19 protein-coding genes and 2 pseudogenes are annotated in these 15,963 nt (G+C 63.2%); 7 read left to right on the top strand and 14 right to left on the bottom strand.

Going from position 1 to position 15,963, the window contains the following annotated elements:
- Positions 1 to 4 precede the first annotated feature (4 nt).
- Entirely contained in the window at positions 5 to 673 is a 669-nt protein-coding gene (locus tag DS839_RS17225) for a methyltransferase family protein (protein WP_119271670.1), read from the bottom strand.
- Positions 674 to 880: 207 nt separating this feature from the next.
- Here DS839_RS17225 and DS839_RS17220 point away from each other — a divergent pair, with 207 nt between their 5' ends.
- Positions 881 to 2,278, top strand: a complete 1,398-nt coding sequence (locus DS839_RS17220) for a sensor histidine kinase (RefSeq protein WP_119271669.1) — start codon at positions 881 to 883, stop codon at positions 2,276 to 2,278.
- A 76-nt stretch (positions 2,279 to 2,354) separates the two neighbouring features.
- Positions 2,355 to 3,341: an SDR family oxidoreductase gene (locus DS839_RS17215; protein ID WP_119271668.1), complete on the top strand. Its 987-nt coding sequence runs from the start codon at positions 2,355 to 2,357 to the stop codon at positions 3,339 to 3,341.
- A gap of 86 nt (positions 3,342 to 3,427) precedes the next feature.
- Here the strand turns inward: DS839_RS17215 and DS839_RS17210 are convergent, their stop codons facing one another.
- Entirely contained in the window at positions 3,428 to 3,610 is a 183-nt protein-coding gene (locus DS839_RS17210; RefSeq protein WP_119271667.1) for a hypothetical protein, read from the bottom strand.
- 141 nt (positions 3,611 to 3,751) lie between these two features.
- Here DS839_RS17210 and DS839_RS17205 point away from each other — a divergent pair, with 141 nt between their 5' ends.
- Positions 3,752 to 4,006, top strand: coding sequence for a GlsB/YeaQ/YmgE family stress response membrane protein (locus DS839_RS17205; RefSeq protein ID WP_119271666.1), 255 nt, complete (start codon positions 3,752 to 3,754; stop codon positions 4,004 to 4,006).
- Here DS839_RS17205 and DS839_RS17200 read toward each other — a convergent pair.
- Complete coding sequence (locus DS839_RS17200) at positions 4,003 to 4,497, bottom strand: HD domain-containing protein (RefSeq protein WP_119271665.1); 495 nt, start codon at positions 4,495 to 4,497, stop codon at positions 4,003 to 4,005. The genes DS839_RS17205 and DS839_RS17200 overlap by 4 nt on opposite strands.
- Positions 4,498 to 4,770: 273 nt before the next feature.
- Between DS839_RS17200 and DS839_RS17195 the strand changes: the two genes are divergently transcribed.
- Together DS839_RS17195 and DS839_RS17190 are read left to right on the top strand one after the other, a co-directional pair.
- The gene (locus DS839_RS17195) at positions 4,771 to 5,820 is read left to right on the top strand and encodes a PAN domain-containing protein (protein WP_162918614.1); all 1,050 of its coding nucleotides are present in this window, start codon (positions 4,771 to 4,773) and stop codon (positions 5,818 to 5,820) included.
- A gap of 49 nt (positions 5,821 to 5,869) precedes the next feature.
- On the top strand, positions 5,870 to 6,499 hold the full coding sequence (locus DS839_RS17190) for a glutathione S-transferase family protein (RefSeq protein WP_119271663.1): 630 nt from the start codon (positions 5,870 to 5,872) through the stop codon (positions 6,497 to 6,499).
- A 10-nt stretch (positions 6,500 to 6,509) separates the two neighbouring features.
- Here DS839_RS17190 and DS839_RS37210 read toward each other — a convergent pair.
- The 5 genes and pseudogenes from DS839_RS37210 to DS839_RS17165 form a co-directional block, all read right to left on the bottom strand.
- A pseudogene (locus DS839_RS37210) lies at positions 6,510 to 6,848 on the bottom strand (YybH family protein); the annotation flags it as partial.
- 133 nt (positions 6,849 to 6,981) lie between these two features.
- A pseudogene (locus tag DS839_RS17180) lies at positions 6,982 to 7,445 on the bottom strand (GFA family protein).
- Between the two features lie 23 nt (positions 7,446 to 7,468).
- Positions 7,469 to 7,939: an SRPBCC family protein gene (locus tag DS839_RS17175; protein WP_119271661.1), complete on the bottom strand. Its 471-nt coding sequence runs from the start codon at positions 7,937 to 7,939 to the stop codon at positions 7,469 to 7,471.
- A 2-nt stretch (positions 7,940 to 7,941) separates the two neighbouring features.
- The gene (locus DS839_RS17170; protein ID WP_119271660.1) at positions 7,942 to 8,274 is read right to left on the bottom strand and encodes an ArsR/SmtB family transcription factor; all 333 of its coding nucleotides are present in this window, start codon (positions 8,272 to 8,274) and stop codon (positions 7,942 to 7,944) included.
- Between the two features lie 19 nt (positions 8,275 to 8,293).
- On the bottom strand, positions 8,294 to 8,974 hold the full coding sequence (locus DS839_RS17165; RefSeq protein ID WP_119271710.1) for a glutathione S-transferase family protein: 681 nt from the start codon (positions 8,972 to 8,974) through the stop codon (positions 8,294 to 8,296).
- A gap of 198 nt (positions 8,975 to 9,172) precedes the next feature.
- Here DS839_RS17165 and DS839_RS17160 point away from each other — a divergent pair, with 198 nt between their 5' ends.
- The gene (locus tag DS839_RS17160) at positions 9,173 to 9,463 is read left to right on the top strand and encodes a type II toxin-antitoxin system TacA family antitoxin (protein ID WP_119271659.1); all 291 of its coding nucleotides are present in this window, start codon (positions 9,173 to 9,175) and stop codon (positions 9,461 to 9,463) included.
- Between the two features lie 3 nt (positions 9,464 to 9,466).
- On the top strand, positions 9,467 to 9,994 hold the full coding sequence (locus tag DS839_RS17155) for a GNAT family N-acetyltransferase (RefSeq protein ID WP_119271658.1): 528 nt from the start codon (positions 9,467 to 9,469) through the stop codon (positions 9,992 to 9,994).
- A 26-nt stretch (positions 9,995 to 10,020) separates the two neighbouring features.
- On the opposite strand, the gene DS839_RS17150 is transcribed toward DS839_RS17155, so the two are convergent.
- The 6 genes from DS839_RS17150 to DS839_RS17125 all read right to left on the bottom strand — a co-directional run bounded on the left by DS839_RS17150 (position 10,021) and on the right by DS839_RS17125 (position 15,853).
- Positions 10,021 to 10,515: a DUF2938 domain-containing protein gene (locus tag DS839_RS17150; RefSeq protein WP_368911695.1), complete on the bottom strand. Its 495-nt coding sequence runs from the start codon at positions 10,513 to 10,515 to the stop codon at positions 10,021 to 10,023.
- A gap of 23 nt (positions 10,516 to 10,538) precedes the next feature.
- Positions 10,539 to 11,315, bottom strand: a complete 777-nt coding sequence (locus tag DS839_RS17145) for an HpcH/HpaI aldolase family protein (protein ID WP_119271657.1) — start codon at positions 11,313 to 11,315, stop codon at positions 10,539 to 10,541.
- Positions 11,316 to 11,412: 97 nt separating this feature from the next.
- On the bottom strand, positions 11,413 to 12,228 hold the full coding sequence (locus tag DS839_RS17140; RefSeq protein ID WP_119271656.1) for a hypothetical protein: 816 nt from the start codon (positions 12,226 to 12,228) through the stop codon (positions 11,413 to 11,415).
- Positions 12,225 to 12,893: an ABC transporter ATP-binding protein gene (locus DS839_RS17135; RefSeq protein ID WP_119271655.1), complete on the bottom strand. Its 669-nt coding sequence runs from the start codon at positions 12,891 to 12,893 to the stop codon at positions 12,225 to 12,227. The genes DS839_RS17140 and DS839_RS17135 overlap by 4 nt, the downstream gene beginning before the upstream one ends.
- A gap of 3 nt (positions 12,894 to 12,896) precedes the next feature.
- Positions 12,897 to 14,099 (bottom strand): ABC transporter permease, encoded by a 1,203-nt coding sequence (locus DS839_RS17130; RefSeq protein ID WP_119271654.1) that lies wholly within the window; start codon positions 14,097 to 14,099, stop codon positions 12,897 to 12,899.
- A 26-nt stretch (positions 14,100 to 14,125) separates the two neighbouring features.
- Entirely contained in the window at positions 14,126 to 15,853 is a 1,728-nt protein-coding gene (locus DS839_RS17125; protein ID WP_119271653.1) for a hypothetical protein, read from the bottom strand.
- Between the last annotated feature and the right edge of the window lie 110 nt (positions 15,854 to 15,963).

Below are 15,963 nucleotides of genomic sequence, written 5' to 3'. Positions count from 1 at the left end.
CTGTCTACCACACGAACGGAACAAGCCGCCAGCGCACCCGCCTGGCGTAATCCTCATATCCCTTGAGCTCGGCGCCGAGCGCCTGCTCCTCATGCACGGCGCGCCAGGCAACGCCGAGGATGAAGACGACCGCAAAGAGGAGACCAAGCGGAGATCCGAGCAGCAAGGGAATGCCGATGAACAGGAACAAGGTGCTGGCATACATCGGGTGGCGGACAATGGCATAAGGCCCGCTGTCGATGACCTGCTGGTCCTTCTGGATCTTCACCACCGGCGCGGCGAAGCTGTTTTCGCGGAACGTCCACCATGTGCCGGCGCCGTTGATGAGGATGGCCAGCGCGCCCGCCACCTGCAGCCAGGCTGGTATCGCCGCGAAGCCGGTGCGCGCGGCATCGAAGCCCATGAAGGCCGTCCAGGCGAGGAAACAGAGCACGAAGAGCGTCAGCCAGACGCGGTCCCATGATTTTTGCTCGCGCTGCCAGGGCGAGGCCATGCGCTCGCGCAACAATCGTGGATCGTGCTTGCTGAGCCAGAGGATCATGGCCAGCCCACCGAAAGCATAGATCGCGAGGAGAGCCCAGGCGCCCGGATAGGCGAACGTGCCGGCCGGCCAGAAGATCAGGACGCCGAGCAGCGCAGTCCACAGAACAAGTTGAAGCAGGATGCGAAACATGAGGTGGACGTTCACTGTTCGAAAGCTTCGATGGGAATGCCGAGGCGGACTGCATCGGGCAACGCGCCCGATCGACTCACACACCAAGGTGCTCTTAAACACTGAAACATCGGGAAAGTTCCAGAATCTGAAGAAAATATTCTGCTGGCCGCCGGCTTGACAATGAGGTGAAAATCAAAGTTTCCGTTCAGACCGGAGTGAAGCTTGATGAACAAGAGTCTTCCCAGATCAGGCAGTCCCGAAGCAGATGAGATCGATCTCCGTATCGCCGAGATTTCCCGGTTGGACCCGGACCAATATCGCGACGTGCTCGACGCTTTGCCTTGCGCGGTCTACATCACCGATCCCGACGGACGGATAGTCTATTTCAACAAAGCCGCCGCCGATTTGTGGGGCGTGGAACCCGAGATTGGCAAATCGGAATTTTGCGGCTCATGGCGGCTCTTTTGGCCCGACGGCCGGCCCTTGCCGCATGATGAATGTCCGATGGCCTTGGCTCTCAAGGAGAAACGGCCGAACCGCGGCATGGAAGCCGTCGCCGAGCGCCCTGACGGCATTCGCATTCCCTTCATCGCCTATCCGACCCCGATCTATGATTTCGCCGGCGAGATGACGGGCGCCGTCAACATGCTGGTCGACATCACCGATCGCAAGCGCGCCGAGCTCAATACCCAGCGCCTCGTCGCCATCGTGGAAAATTCCGATGACGCGATCATCAGCAAGGACCTGAACGGCGTCATCACCAGCTGGAACGCCGGCGCCGAAAGGCTTTTCGGCTATACCGCCGAGGAGGTGATCGGCGAGTCGGTGACCATGCTGATCCCGCCAGACTATCTGGACGAGGAGCCGGAAATTCTCGAGCGCGTCCGCCGCGGCGATCGCATCGACCATTATGAGACGGTCCGCCGGCGCAAGGACGGCACGCTCGTCGACATCTCCCTGACGGTCTCGCCGATCAAGATCCGCGACGGCCGGATCGTCGGCGCCTCGAAGATCGCGCGCGACATCAGCGAGCGCAAGCGCCAGCAGGAACAGCAGGCGCTGCTGCAGCGCGAGATGAAGCATCGCATCAAGAACACGATCGCCACGGTGCAGTCTATCGCCTCCCAGACGTTGGAAAGCATCGCGCCGGAAGAGCGCAAGGCCTTCGCCGCCCGGCTCGAGGCGCTGGCCAATGCGCAGGATCTTGTCACGCTGGAGAATTGGCGGCGGGCGTCGCTCGACCGCGTGGTCGAGCGCGCGCTTCAGCCCTTCAGGGAAACCTACGGAACGCGAATCGCGACCGATTGCCCGGGTGTCTGGATGAGCGCCGAACGGGCGCTGGTTCTTTCTCTCGTACTGCACGAGCTCGCCACCAATGCCGTCAAATACGGTGCCTTGTCCAACGATGCCGGCACGCTTCGGATCGAATGGCTGCCCGATGAGGGAGACGTGAAAAGCGGCAGCTTGCGCTGGATGGAAGCGGGCGGACCTCCGGTTCAAGCGCCTGCCAGGAAGGGATTCGGCTCGCGCCTGGTCGAGCGTGCTTTGGGCGGTGACGGCGAGATCTCTTTCGAGTTCCGCCCCATGGGCCTCTTCTTCTCCGTGCGGCTCCGTCTGGAATAACCGCACGTCGTGCCGTCGCAGAGGAACCAGGACTCCGATTGGAAGTTATTTTTCCGATTTCCGAGAGGAGGCAAGAATGACGCGCCATGCTGCATCACGCGAGCGCTCAGCCGGTATCGCTGCCGACAAGGGCCGCAAGATACAAGCACAAGTCGACGCCCGCGATCGCGAGGCGCCGGCGCCGAAGCCGGCTGAAAAGCCGGTGCAAGCAGGCCAGCGCGACTATCCCGCGCGCTTCCCGCCGCAGCATCTGGCGAAGCCCGGCCTCGAAGCCGATCTGGCGGAGCCGCCGCTCTTCGAGGCGCCGGTCTATAAGGGCTCGGAGAAGCTCAAGGACATGGTCGCCCTCGTCACGGGGGGCGATTCAGGGATCGGCCGGGCGGTGGCCGTCCTCTATGCGCGCGAGGGCGCCGATATTGCCATCGTCTATCTCGACGAGCATCAGGATGCCGAGGCGACAAAGGCTGCCATCGAGGCGGAAGGCCGGCGTTGCCTGCTGATCCCGGGTGACGTGAGCAATGCGGCTTTCTGCGACAGCGCGGTGAAGCGGACGGTCGATGAATTCGGCCGGCTCGACATACTGGTGAACAACGCCGCCTTCCAGGAGCATGAGCGCAAGATCGAGGATCTGAGCGATGCGCATTTCGACCTGACTCTCAAGACCAACCTTTACGGCTATTTCTATATGGCCCGGGCTGCTGTTCCGCATATGAAGGAAGGGTCGTCCATCGTCATGACGGGCTCCGTCACCGGCATCATGGGCAGCCGCAACCTGCTCGATTATTCGATGACCAAGGGTGGGATCCACGCCTTCGCCAAGTCGCTGGCGGCCCATCTCATCGATCGTGGCATCCGGGTGAATGCCGTGGCGCCGGGCCCGGTATGGACGCCGCTCAATCCGGCCGACAAGCCGGCCGATGAGGTCGAGGACTTCGGCAGCGATACACCGATGAAACGGGCCGCCCAGCCCGAGGAGATCGCGCCGGCCTTCGTGTTTCTCGCCGCACCGAGCTGTTCCAGCTACATCACCGGAGAAGTTCTGCCGATCATCGGCGGGTATTGAAGGGGAGAGCTCGCGCCGCAATCGCGAAGAGTGGTAAAAAAACCGCCGGCTTTGCGGCCGGCGGTTGGAACGGCAAAAGAGCCGCTTCACATATCGCGTTTCTTCTCTTCATCCATATCCGACTGGCGGTCCGGTTCCTGCTGCTGTTGCTGTCCCGGATTGCGGGTGCCGCCGCCCTGCTGGTCCTGGCCTGGGCGCATCGGCTGATCGCCTTGCTGTTGCTGTTTCTGTCCACCCTGCTGGGTGGTTTTCTCGTGCTCACGATTCATAGGAGGTCTCCTCGAACGCCTTGATTGGCGTCGCCTAACCAACGCGACCATGCACCGTTGGTTCCTGCTTTCGGCGCCATCGTCTGCCCGGCATATGGAACAATGGGTTCCCGGTTCCGTTGAGCCCTTGGAGGTACGATCATGGATTTGGTTTCGATCCTGGTTTTTCTGCTCATCGGCGCCATTGCCGGCTGGCTTGCCGGTCTGATCGTCAGGGGCGGCGGCTTCGGCCTCATCGGCGACATGGTGGTCGGCATCATCGGTGCCTTCATTGCCGGCCTGCTGTTGCCGCGCATCGGCGTCAGCCTGGGCGGCGGCGTGCTCGGCGCCATTCTCGGCGCTACGATTGGTGCCGTGATCCTGCTGCTGATCGTGCGCGTGGTGAAACGCGCTTAATCACGCTGCGTCTGGGTGACGGCGATGTCCATGAGCCGGCTGTCGGCGTGGTCGAGCACCGCGAGCATCGCTCGTTTCTCGTCCAGGTATTTCGGCGCATAGCCCGGATCATGCAGCGCGATCGTGCTGCTGTTGCTGATGATGTCCGCGACCTTGATCGTCTGGATCCAGGGGGCAGCGGCATGGAGGCGCTGGCGCGAGGCGGCTTCGCGGTCCTTCCGGTTGCCGTTTTCGATGTCCGAGAGGGCTTCGACCCCTTCTGCAACTTTTTCGCCGAAACGCTGCGCGATCACCCTGAGATCGACATGCTGGTCCTCGACCGTGTCATGCAGCCAGGCGGTGGCGAGCGCCTCGGGATTGTCGGTGACGGCAGCGACGATTCCCGCGACCTCGGCCAGGTGGCTGCTATAGGGTTCGTTCGTATATTTGCGCTTCTGGTCCTTGTGGACCTGGCGGGCGAATTGCATCGCCTCATAGACGAGAGGGGTCATGGCGGCCGCTGTCCTTGTTCTGCGAGGCAATGCCTGCAGGCATGAGAGGGTTCCCTTGGCGATTTCATCGCGCGCGGTGCTCCGACGTCACATTGGCCTCGTCACGCCCCAGATCTTCAGCATAACCACTTGTTAACCACATTTTTTGAGAATAGTGACTCTGTGGGGCGGACGATTGAGGGGCATGGCTCAATGATCCGCTCGACTACTGCTCACCATCGAAATGCCTGGCCTGCGCCTTGGGCTGGTCCCACGCGCTCGCTGCGTAAGCTTGTGATCGGCCTGGCCATTCTCTTTTGCCATCAGGGGCTCGATGCCGGTTCTGCCGAGTCGGCCGAAATTGTGACCTTCACGCCCAAGTCCGGGCCGGCGGTGATCCTGGTGAGGGGCGAGCTCGCCGCGACCGATGGTCTTCAGTTCATGCGAAAGACGGACGACATCAAGGAGGCGGTCGTTCGCTTCGAGAGCCCCGGCGGCATGGTGATTGCCGGCTTGGGCATTGGCCGTGCCATTCAACGGAAAGGGTTCGCGACCGTCATCCCATCGGCGACGCGATGTACATCCGCCTGTGCCTTGGCCTGGCTCGGCGGCGCTGAGCGCTTCATGGCGGAGAACGCCCGCATTGGCTTTCACAGGGCCTATGTCTTGAAGTACGGCAGGCCGCGAACAAGCGAGGCGGCGGAGGCGGTGGTGCTTGATTATCTGCAAGAGCTTCGACTGCCGCAGCGCGCGATCACCTATATTACCGGTTCGCCGCCGCAAGGATTGCACATGTTGACCATGGGCCGAGCGCGCGATCTGGGAATCGCGGTGAGCCCTTATGGGGCGGATATCATCACGGCCAGTGCCGATGAGATGCCGGCCGGGACCGCGCCGGTGATCAAGCGCCTGCCACAGGTCGATCTCTATGGCCGCAATTTGCCCGACATGCCGATCAAGACCAAGAGTGCTGATGAATGCGAAGGGCAATGCACGGCCGAAGAGGGCTGCGCCGCCTTCACCTTCAACACCGCCCGTTCCGCATGCTTTCTCAAGGCCAGCGCCGAGATTGCGGTCAGTCACCCGGCTGCGGTCTCGGGTCTTCGCGGGGGCCTCAAGAAACGCATTCGCCGGACCGCCATGGCGATCCAGGAAGCGACCGATTATCCCGGCAACGATATCGACCGGCAAGAGGCGACGACCTTCGAAGCCTGTCTCATTTCCTGCAGCGGGACCAGGGCCTGCAAGGCCTTCACCTATGTCGTCCGCCGCCATGAATGCTGGCTCAAGAACGGCACAGGCTCGGCCGAGCGGCACGACGGGCTGGTGTCCGGCGTGAAATAGGGACGAGCGCGCGAATGCAGCACCGGAAGAGAGTCGGGAGAGATCGCCGGTGAAGCTGCATTATACGCCGGGTTCTCCATTCGCCCGGATCATCCGGGTGCTGGTGCGTGAGCTTGCCCTTGACTGCAAGGAGGTGGCGATCAGGGGATTTCCGCCGGCGAACGACTATTTCGCCATCAATCCCCTGGGGCAAGTGCCGGCGCTCGAAACGGCGGAAGGCGTCAAGTTCCCGACCCGGATCATCATCGATTTCCTCATGGCGCTGCCGCGCCGCGAGCCTCTGCCCGTGGCGCGTGCCGTGCGGCGCTGGGAAGGATACTGGCAGGACGATCAGTTGCTGGCTGTGCTGCTCGCCATGGGTGACGCGCTGGCCGCTATCAAATATCAGAACTGGGCGGGCTTGCGTCCGGGCGGAAAGAATCTTCTCGGCTTCGATCCGGCCGACCGCCATGCCGAACGGTTAGGCCGCACGCTGGACTGGCTCGAAGGGAACGCGGCGCCGGACGGATTTCTGCCCGGCGTCCTGTCTGTCCAGGACATAGCACTGGCAAGCTTCGTCCTGTGGACGGAGGCGCGTGGCGGCTTTCCGTGGCGCGGCCGTCCGCGGCTCGAAGCGATCGTCGCCGGTTGCGCCGAGCGGCCGAGCTTCGCCGCGACTGAGCCTCAGCCCTGGCCGTGATCCATGCCGGTCATTTTCCGTTGGCCACCGAGGCGTGGCGGTGGACCATGCGCCACTCGCCCTCCTGCCGATGAAACACTTCGCTGACGCGCAAGGTCATCGAAGCGGGCTCGGCGCGGTCCTTGATGGCGACGGTGGCGCGTTGCAGGCCGGCCCAGAAGCCGAAATCGCCTGAGGCGCCATAGTCGTGGATCTCGAGATCGGTGACGCTTTGGGGCCCGAACATCTGGGCGCCTTCGCGATAGGCCTTCAGCACCGCTTCGGCGCCCTCGACGATACCGCCGCCTGGATCGAAGAAGGTGGCCGCACCCGATGATGCGGAGAGATCGATGACGGGACGGGCATCGCCTTTGACATAGGCGAGCGCCGCCTCACGGCGCTTTTCCAGGAATTCTTCGAAAGTCAAATCCATTTGGGTCCAGTCCATGTTTACAGACTGGCAACGTCCGTAAGGGAGTTTCGTTGCACATGCCTGTCCGTCCTCAGGACGGGCGCGCACCTTCGCGGGCGAAGGCCTCGATGAGTGGTGCATAGCCCTCGAGATCGGGCTGCGTGGCGAAACTGTGCTTCGCCGGTGTCGTCGCCCAGGGCATTTTTCCGCCGTATAGGTCTCGACATAGGGCACATACCAATCGTGCCTGTCGAGCATGGTGGCGCGCACATTGACGAAGAAGTCGAGGCCGTGGGCGTGGGTGAACATCCAGTTCTTGCAATGCGGGCAATAGAGCTGCCGGTTGGGCCCGTGCCGGCCGCCGACCGCCGTGTCGCCTTGCGTGACGGCAAAACCTTCGCTCGGCACGGCGATGGTCAGGGAATAGGCGCTGGCGCTCAGCTTCTGGCAGCCGGCGCAGTGGCAAGCCATGGTCAGGAGCGGCGGCGCGCTGATGCGGAATCTGATCTGGCCACACAGGCACCCGCCGTCCCAGGGCAGTTTCCAGTCGTTCATCATCTTCGCTCTCCTGCTTCTTTTCAATGCGCGACGGCGAGGCTCCTCTCGATCGCCAGAGCGAGCCTGTCGAATCCCATTTCCGTGCCCTGGCTGCGTCCCTTGGCATCGGCCGCGTCGAGAAAGGCGGCCTGCTCGGTATAGGTCATTTTCGTCTTGCCGCGCTGGCCGACGAATTCGACGGTGGCGAGCGCCGCCGAATTTTGCACGGCGCCGGTGTTCATCGCATAGGCATAGATGATCTGCTTGCCCGGCACGACGTCGAGATAATGGGCGCGGTACCCATGCTCGACGCCCTCCAGCGTGCGCCAGCGGACCTTTTCCAGGCCGCCGATGCGCACATCGAATATGTCCTCGAGCACCGCCCAGTCCGGATGGCAGCTCGTCCATTGCCGCTTGCGCGCGTGCTCCGACCAGAAGCGGAAGGCATGCGCCGGGCTTCCCGGCAGATCGCGCTCGATCACGAAGGTCGTATGGCTGACGAAGACACCCATTTTCACTCGTCCTTTTCCGGGAAATCCTGCATGGCCTGGACCAGGCGGTCGAAGGCCTTGTTCATCGCCGCTTCCCGCTGCTTCACCCACTGGCTGATGGATCTGAGGGCATTGGGCCGCATCCTGTAGGTGCGCACCCGTCCCGTCTTTTCCGACAGCACGATGCCGCCTTCTTCCAGCACCTTGAGGTGCTTGACGGCCGAAGGCAAGGCGATCTCGATCGGTCCGGCGAGTTCCTTCACCGATGCGGGGCCGCGCGCCAGCCGCTCCACCATCTGGCGCCGGTAGGGATCGGCGAGGGCGTGGAACAGGCGGTCGAACTGCTCGGGCTTCATCTCAGGGCCTCCCCTTCGGTCAGCCGGTCAGATAGCGCGCCGGCATCGCGTCGCGATAGGGAAACATCGGAAAGAACGGCCGGGCTTCATCGATCACTTGGCTGACCGAGGGACGGGCGAGCAGCCGATCGAAATACTGCGCGAGATGTGGTTGGCGCTTGCCGAAGGGATGGACGATCGAAGCATAGAAGAGGGCGGGGGCGGCGGCGCAATCGGCGAGCGTGAAGTCATCGCCTGCCGCCCAGTCATGCGACGACACCTGCTCTTCGATCATCGCATAGGCGGTGGTGAGCGTCGCGCGCGCCTCCGCCACGCCATAGGCGTCGGATTTGCCTTCCGGCCGGATGCGGTCGGTGACGATCTTGCCCATTGGCGTGTTGACATGGAGATCGAAGAAGCGGTCCCACAGGCGTGTCTCCAACCGCACGGCCGCGTCTTTGGGCAGGAGAGCGGCGCGCCCCGGATAGTTCTCCTGCAGATATTCGATGATGATGCTGGTTTCGGGGATGACGCGCATCGTCCTGTCGTCGAACAGCACCGGTATCTTGCCGACCGGCCAGCGTTCGAGATGAGCTTTGGCCGAGCCCGGATCGCTGAAATCGACGGTTTCGGCGCGGAAGGGCGTGTCGTTCTCGTAAAATGCGATCAGCACCTTGTGGCAGAAGGAGGCGAGGGGATGGATATAGAGGGTCAGCGACACGGTGGGCACCAGATAGTTTCCAATTCGGGAAACTATTAGGCGGCCATCGCCGGCAGGGCAAGAGATAGTTTCCAAGATTAGAAACTATCTCGCGGCTTTTTTGGAAGTGCGAGGTCGGTTCGAGGTATCCGGCATGCGACTTCACGGTATTGAAATGCACGGCGTTATGCCGTACATAGGATCCGAAGGAGACATCAAATGCCCACGACGTCCAGTCGCCGGAAACCGGACCGCGAGATCAAGCGCGAGAGGATCGAGTTGCGTGTCGGCGCGTCGGCCAAAGAACTGATACAGCGGGCGATGGCCGTGACCGGCTTGACCGCCGGGGATCTCGCCTATGAAGGGGCGCGCCGCGTACTGGACGAGCACGAGCGGATGGTCCTGACCGGCGCTGACCGGCAAGCCTTTCTCGACGCCCTGACGAATCCGCCTGAACCAACCGATAAGCTTGTCACTGCTCTTCGCCGTCACCGCGAATTGATCGGTTGAAGATTGGGCCTCATCTTCGAACCGCTGGGCAAGCAACACGACCGCTCGAAGTTCTCCTGCGGAAAAATCGAGCTCGACGAATGGTTCTGGCGCAGAGCTGGTCAGGACGACCGTCGCAATATCGCGCGAGTATTTGTTGCCGTGGATTCGGACTTGGGGATTGTCGGCTTTTACAGCCTGGGCTCGTTCAAGCTCGATCTTGATGACTTGCCTGAAGAGATTGCGCGCAAACTCCCGCGCTATGATGGCATTCCGGCCGCGTTGATTGGACGATTGGCGCGAGATGTACGTGTTCGTGGCAAAGCTATTGGCGAGCTCCTCGTGGCAGATGCGCTGCGCCGCATTCTATCGGCCACGCAATCGCTTGCTGTTTTTGCCATCGTTGTTGATGCCAAGGATGAACACGCTGCTGTTTTCTATGGGGGGTTTGGTTTTCGACGTTTTCCGCTAAGATCCAACCGTTTGTTCCTTTTGACCTCCGCCGTCGCCAACGCGCTGGAGAAAGTCACGATGCCTTCGCCAAAATCTTGAGCTTTGGCGAGTGCAAAGCGCCATCATCACGCACTAGCGATTATCGCCCAGAGCCAGGCCGATAGATAAAGACCGATGGCGAAGGCCGTGTGGGCGGCAAGGCTGAGCAGGCGGGCACGGTTGGGCTTCGGGGTCTTGGCCGCGGCTATCCCTAGGCCGAAAGCCGGCTGCATGATCAGGAAGGGAAGCAGGATCGTTCCGATACCGACGATGAGCGCCGGCAAGACTGTCGGCTGCCGTGCCCAGCCGAGACCCCAGATGGCGAGAAGCAGCAGGGCGAAGAGCACGCCGATGGCATAATGCGCGATCCATCCGATCGCTCGCTCGCCGGCGACAGGGGCGGCTGCGCCAATGCTCTGATGCGCGAAGCGCCCGCGCGGCAAATGGCCGAGCCAGCGCCCGACCATGGCATAGTCGAGCGACGGGATCCCGAAAACATGCCTCTGGACGATGGCCCACAGATCCATGACGAGCGTGGCGCCGATCCCGAGGGTGAGTGCGCAGGCAACCAATTCTGCCACGGGCTTCTCCTCCCCGTTCGAAGTCAGGCCGCTTTGATCTTGGCGCGAAATTTCTTCAGGCTGGCCTTGCCGGCGTCGATGATGAAGCCGAAATCGGTACCGAAGGTCATGAAGGTGAAGCCGATCTCGCGATAGATCGCGGCATAGTCCGGCGACACGACATCTATGCCCGCGGCGATACCGTTCCGCTCGGCCGCGCGCACCACTTGCGCATAGGCCTTGCGCAATTCGGCCTCCGGCGCAGTGCTCGCCAGCCCGAGCGAGCGCGAAAGGTCGGCGGGGCCGATGAACAGCGCATCGATGCCGGGCACTTGCGCGATCGCCTTGATGTCGCGGATCGCCTCCTTGGTTTCGATCTGCAGCACCATCAGCGTGTCCTGGTTGGCACGCTCGACATAGGCGCCGTCGTCGAGATAATAGTTCGATGCGCGCCAGGCTCCCATGCCGCGCTTGCCCATCGGGGGATATTTGGCGGCGGCGATGGCTTCCGCCGCTTCCGCCGCCGAATTGATCATCGGGACCATGAGTCCGGCGACACCGCTGTCGAGCGCGGCCTTGATCAGCTCGATCCGGTTCCAGGCCACGCGATAGATCACCGGCAGGTCCTGCTGGTCGGCCGCCGGCAGCAGAGCGGGCAGCGCCTGGGGCGTGATCGGCGCATGCTCGCCGTCGATGAGGAGGAAATCTGGTCCGGCCTGCGCCATCATTTCCACGACCATCGGATGCGGGATGCTCATCCACGGTCCGACGAGCGTTTCACGCGCTCTGACACGCTGAGGAAACCGGGAACGCTTGCTCATGTTGGAGGCTCCAATGATGGCGGGAGGCTCCTCGATAAAGCGAGTTGGGCGCGCTCACAATCCCAAATTCAGGGCACCTGCCCTGCGTAGAGCGCCCTCAATGCGGGGGCATGGGAATGAAGATCGGCGGCGCGCCGGGGAAGTTCATGCGCTTCCTGATCGCGGCATCGTCGGATCCTTGCGGCTTGAGATAGACATAGAAGCGGTTGGCGCGCTCGACGAGATCATCGGTTGGCTCACTGCTGCGGCTGATCAGCATCGGGTTCTCGATGCGCACATGCATATAGCCCGGCATGAGCTCGGTCCAGTTGGCGATGTCGGCCTGGAAGACCACCTGGATGTCTTCGCTGCCGTCGAGCTTCACCACCCTGGCGCGCGATCCGGCCTCTGTGCTCACCCCTTGCCAGGTCAGGCCGGCCTGCACGAAGACCCGCGCCGGATCGAGCATGATGTAGAGCGGGGCGGCCGGGTTCGTGTTCTGCAGAGTGAGGCGGGCGCGGTAGGACTTGCCGTCAGGCTCATAGGCGACGTCGGTGAGCTCGACAAAGAGGCCGGCGAAGGCTGCATTCTCGAGCGCCCGCGCTTCCTGCCGGCGCAGCGCCAGCGCATGTGCCTGATAGGCGCCAATGGCGAAATCGGCGGCAAAGCCGATGGCGATCACCGCTAGAAGCCCTAGCCCGTATCGTGCTTTGAAGAGCTTTGCCTTGAGTCCGGTCCGCGCCTGCTCCTTGGCGCGCCGCGCAGGCTCTGCCCGGCTGATCCGGCTGCGTAGCTCTGTTGCGTCCGAAGGCGCGGGCCGTATCGACCCTGCCGTCTCCATCGCATCGATCGCTTGCCAGAGGCTGACGATCAGGGCGTCCTTTTCGGCGCTGCTGAGGCTGTCGAGATCGGGCAGCGGCGGCGGACGCGTCACGTCGCGATCCTCCCATTCTCGATATGCACGACCTCTTGTGCTTCTGCGGCCAGCGCCAGATTATGCGTCACCAGGACCAGTGTGGCACGGGTCTCGCGATTGACCTCGATCAGCAGGGTCATGATCTCGCGCTCGGTCTTCTCGTCGAGATCGGCCGTCGGCTCGTCGGCGAGGAGGATGTTGGGCCGGTTGATCAGTGCCCGCGCGATCGCCGCGCGCCGCTGCTCGCCGGCGGATATCTCGGAAGGATAGGCGTCGGCATGATCGTTAAGCCCGACATGGGCCAGGAGTTCGCCCGCCCGCGCATAGGCCTCAGGTCTCGGCAGGGCGCGGCCGAGCAGGGCCGGCAAAGCGACATTGTCGATCACCCGCAAGGCCGGCAGGAGGCTCGCGAACTGGAACACATAGCCGATCTTGCGATTGCGGTACGAGGCGAGATCCCGCTCGCCCAATCCCCAGATGTCGGCGCCATCGACCATGATGCTGCCGCCATCGGGGCGGCTCAGGCCGCCGATCATGGCCATGAGCGATGATTTCCCGGAGCCCGACCGGCCGATCACGGCGGTGAACCGGCCGGGCGGGACGTCGAGATCGAGGCCGCGCACGGCGGCGAAGGCGCCGCTTGCCGTGGCATAGGTCTTTTTGAGATCGCGGCAGGACAACATGGCTCAGCCCTCGCCGCGGATCAGGTCATAGGCGTCCCGCCGGCTCGCGCGCCAGGCCGGCACCAATGCTCCCGCCGCGCCGATCAGCGCCGCGGCGAGCACGCAGGCGATCCCCAGGAGGAACGCATAGCGCGCTCCCGGCCACAGAAACGGCACGCCCATCTCCATGAGATGATAGACGAGCGAGCGTTCGAAGGCCCGCAGCAGCAGCACGCCGATCGCGACGCCGATGAGGCCGCCGGCGCCGGTCGCGATCATCGCCTCGCCGACGATCAGGCCGGCGATCTGCGAGCGCCTTGCCCCGATCGCCTTCAACAGGCCGAGCTCGCCGCGCCGCTCGGCGACGATTGCCGAGAACAGGACGGCGACCATGATGGCGATGCTGGCGAACATCGCAGCCGTCAGGCCGAGCATGCCGCCGAAAAGCGCCATGAGCCCCTGGCGGATGCCGGTCAGCATGGAGGCGCCGCTGACCACCGCGATCCCGGAGTAATGCGACAGGAGCGCGAATTTGGCTTGCAGGTCGGTAGCGCCGGGCGCGACTTCCACCAGGAAGCCCGAGACGCGTGCCGGATCGAGCATTGGGGGCAGCGTTCCGATCTGTGCGCGGATCGCCGAACCGAGGCCGATGAGCTCTTGCGAGGGCATGAATATCCCGCGCTCATGCGTGCCTACACCGGTGCGGGCGAGCTTGGCATAGACGCGGAAGGGCTGGCCGAAGAGCTGGATTTCGGCGCCGAGCGGCAGATCGCGCGCTGCCCCCAGGATGACATCGCCCGGCTGCATCGCGCGCGGGAGACGCTCGGCGATCCAGGGCCCGACGGTGAAGTCGCGCTCGGGGTCGAAGCCGATCAGGTCGGCGCTGTTGCCGTGACCGCCGAAGCCCGAATGCTCGGTGCGAAACACCCGTTGCGGAGCCGCGCGCTTGACGCCGTCCGGCGTCCCTTGGTCGAAGAGGTCGGCGCTCAAGGTCTTGTCGGTCGGCTCGGCGGTCAGGAAGGCTGCGGTGATGTTGGTGACGGCATCGGCGGGCACCACCATCAGGTCGGCGCCCAGCCGGCTGAAGCCGACCGCGAGGCTCGCATCGATGCTGCGCAGGAGATGGGCGCCCGCGAAGGCGATTGCGCTGCTGATGGCGACAGCCATCACCAGGAGCAGCGTGCGTACCTTGCGCCGCCCGAGATTCTGCAGGGACAGGCCGATCATCGCCGGGCGTTAAGGCTTGCCCGAAACTAGAGCGTGCACGAGCGGGTGTGCTTCATGTGCTCGAGTTCGTTGGGCACGATGACGCAATCATGGTGGCCGCCGGTGCTCGGCAGGATTCCGATCAGCGTGTCGCTCGCCGTCTCCACGACGGCGATGCCGCTCGACAGCCTCTGGAAGCCGCTGAACGGGGTGAGCACATATTTGCCGTCATAAGTGATGGCGGGCGTCTGCAGATCGGGCCCGATCCCCTGGATCTCCTTGATGATCTTCCAGCTCTCTGTGTCGACGACCATGATGCCGCTCGCCGCGGGCGAAGGATAGAGCACCGACAGATAGAGCTTCTTGGAATCGAGCGAGAACACCATGTGGAACGGATTGGGGTATTTGCCGCGCCACAGCGGATCCTCGACATGGGCGATCTTCTTCCACTTCCGCGGATCGGGATCCGCGCTGAGGAACACGCCGCAATTGTTCTCGCGCAGATTGTTCATCATGCACAGATAGCGGCCGTCCGGCGAAAATCCGATCTCATGGCCGGGCGAATGGATCTTGTCGAAAGCAATGGTCCAGTGATCGTCGTCGACTTTGACCACCGGATACTGGCCGGGCGAGCCCTTGTTGAACTGCAGGAAGGTGACGGGCTCGAAGTTCTTCTCGGCGTCGAGCACGGCGACGCCGCCGCACAATCTCACCACCGTTGCGGCCCAGCGGCCGCTCGGATGCCAGATCGTGCCGTCGGCGCCGCAGAGGCTCATCGGGTCTGCGCCCGGCAGCGTTCCCTCTTCGACGAAGAGCTCGCCCATCGGCACCATTTCCCACTCGATCTTCTGACCCTTGGTGCCGGTATAGTCGAACTTGCCGGTCGTCTTGTCGGGATAGATGCGCGAGATCGTCAGCGCGCCGCCATCTTGCCACGCACGCGACAGCGTAGTCGAGTTCGGCTTCCAGTCGAACTTCAGCGCCGCCTTGACCGCCGACGTGGCGCGGTCGAAACAGGCGGCGATGTCCTTCTGGCCGTCGGTGACGAAATAGCTCTGCGCGTCCTTGGGATTGATGTTGACATGCACGCCAAGGCCGAGCCCGGTCGTCTCCGACACATTCTCCACCATTTGCATCTGTGACCCGTCATAGCGGACGCGGTAGATGTTGAAGCCGGGGCCGGGCTCGGTGATCTTGGTCGGGATGCCGAAGATCAGGCAGTTCTTGCCGCCCTGGGTGGAGTTGACGAATTCGAAGCCGCGATAGGGATCGGCGCTGGGGAAAGCGCAGATATGATGCGAGATCGGGTTGAAGTCGCCATAGTTCCAATACCAGAGGGAGGCGAGCACCCGGTTGCTGTCGAGATCGAGGGCATAGACTCCGCCGCCGAGCTTGGTCGGCAGGAGCGCGATCCAGTTGCCCAGCGACTTTCCTCCGACTCCGCCTTGGTAATCGATCAGTTCTCGCGAAATCGGCTCGCGCTGCGGCTCTTCGATGAGCTCCCCATTGGAGCTCGTGCCTTGCGCCGTGGCATAGGCCAACGCGCCCGCCTCCGCGGCAAGCGCGCTTCCGGCCCACAGCAGCCCGCGGCGGCTGATCCCGCTCCCTGTTTTTTCCGCCGGCGGTTGTGGTTCCGCTACGGCAGCGGCGGCCGCCTGCTTTGCGCGTAAATAATCCTGCAATGCCTCGTGGTCGGACTTGCCGACCTCTGCTTTGCGGGCAAGGAAAGTTGCGATCTCGTCCTTCGGTACAGCGTTTTTGTCCGGCTCGCTCATCTTGGGCCCCCTCTATGGACACAGCCGATTGCGCCGATCACGACTCTTCCACCCGCCATGATGGGCGACACGACTATAGACCGAGATTAGAAGAGGTAAACAGAGTCTTT

This window comes from Taklimakanibacter deserti, from assembly GCA_003574785.1.
Note: the sequence above shows the minus strand (reverse complement) of the source record. Positions and strands in the feature narration are given on the sequence as shown.

Coding starts and splice junctions, on each gene's coding strand:
- DS839_RS17225 (WP_119271670.1), bottom strand. CDS start 673: ATGTTTCGCATCCTGCTTCAACTTGTTCTGTGGACTGCGCTGCTCGGC.
- DS839_RS17220 (WP_119271669.1), top strand. CDS start 881: ATGAACAAGAGTCTTCCCAGATCAGGCAGTCCCGAAGCAGATGAGATC.
- DS839_RS17215 (WP_119271668.1), top strand. CDS start 2,355: ATGACGCGCCATGCTGCATCACGCGAGCGCTCAGCCGGTATCGCTGCC.
- DS839_RS17210 (WP_119271667.1), bottom strand. CDS start 3,610: ATGAATCGTGAGCACGAGAAAACCACCCAGCAGGGTGGACAGAAACAG.
- DS839_RS17205 (WP_119271666.1), top strand. CDS start 3,752: ATGGATTTGGTTTCGATCCTGGTTTTTCTGCTCATCGGCGCCATTGCC.
- DS839_RS17200 (WP_119271665.1), bottom strand. CDS start 4,497: ATGACCCCTCTCGTCTATGAGGCGATGCAATTCGCCCGCCAGGTCCAC.
- DS839_RS17175 (WP_119271661.1), bottom strand. CDS start 7,939: ATGGGTGTCTTCGTCAGCCATACGACCTTCGTGATCGAGCGCGATCTG.
- DS839_RS17170 (WP_119271660.1), bottom strand. CDS start 8,274: ATGAAGCCCGAGCAGTTCGACCGCCTGTTCCACGCCCTCGCCGATCCC.
- DS839_RS17160 (WP_119271659.1), top strand. CDS start 9,173: ATGCCCACGACGTCCAGTCGCCGGAAACCGGACCGCGAGATCAAGCGC.
- DS839_RS17145 (WP_119271657.1), bottom strand. CDS start 11,315: ATGAGCAAGCGTTCCCGGTTTCCTCAGCGTGTCAGAGCGCGTGAAACG.
- DS839_RS17135 (WP_119271655.1), bottom strand. CDS start 12,893: ATGTTGTCCTGCCGCGATCTCAAAAAGACCTATGCCACGGCAAGCGGC.
- DS839_RS17130 (WP_119271654.1), bottom strand. CDS start 14,099: ATGATCGGCCTGTCCCTGCAGAATCTCGGGCGGCGCAAGGTACGCACG.
- DS839_RS17125 (WP_119271653.1), bottom strand. CDS start 15,853: ATGAGCGAGCCGGACAAAAACGCTGTACCGAAGGACGAGATCGCAACT.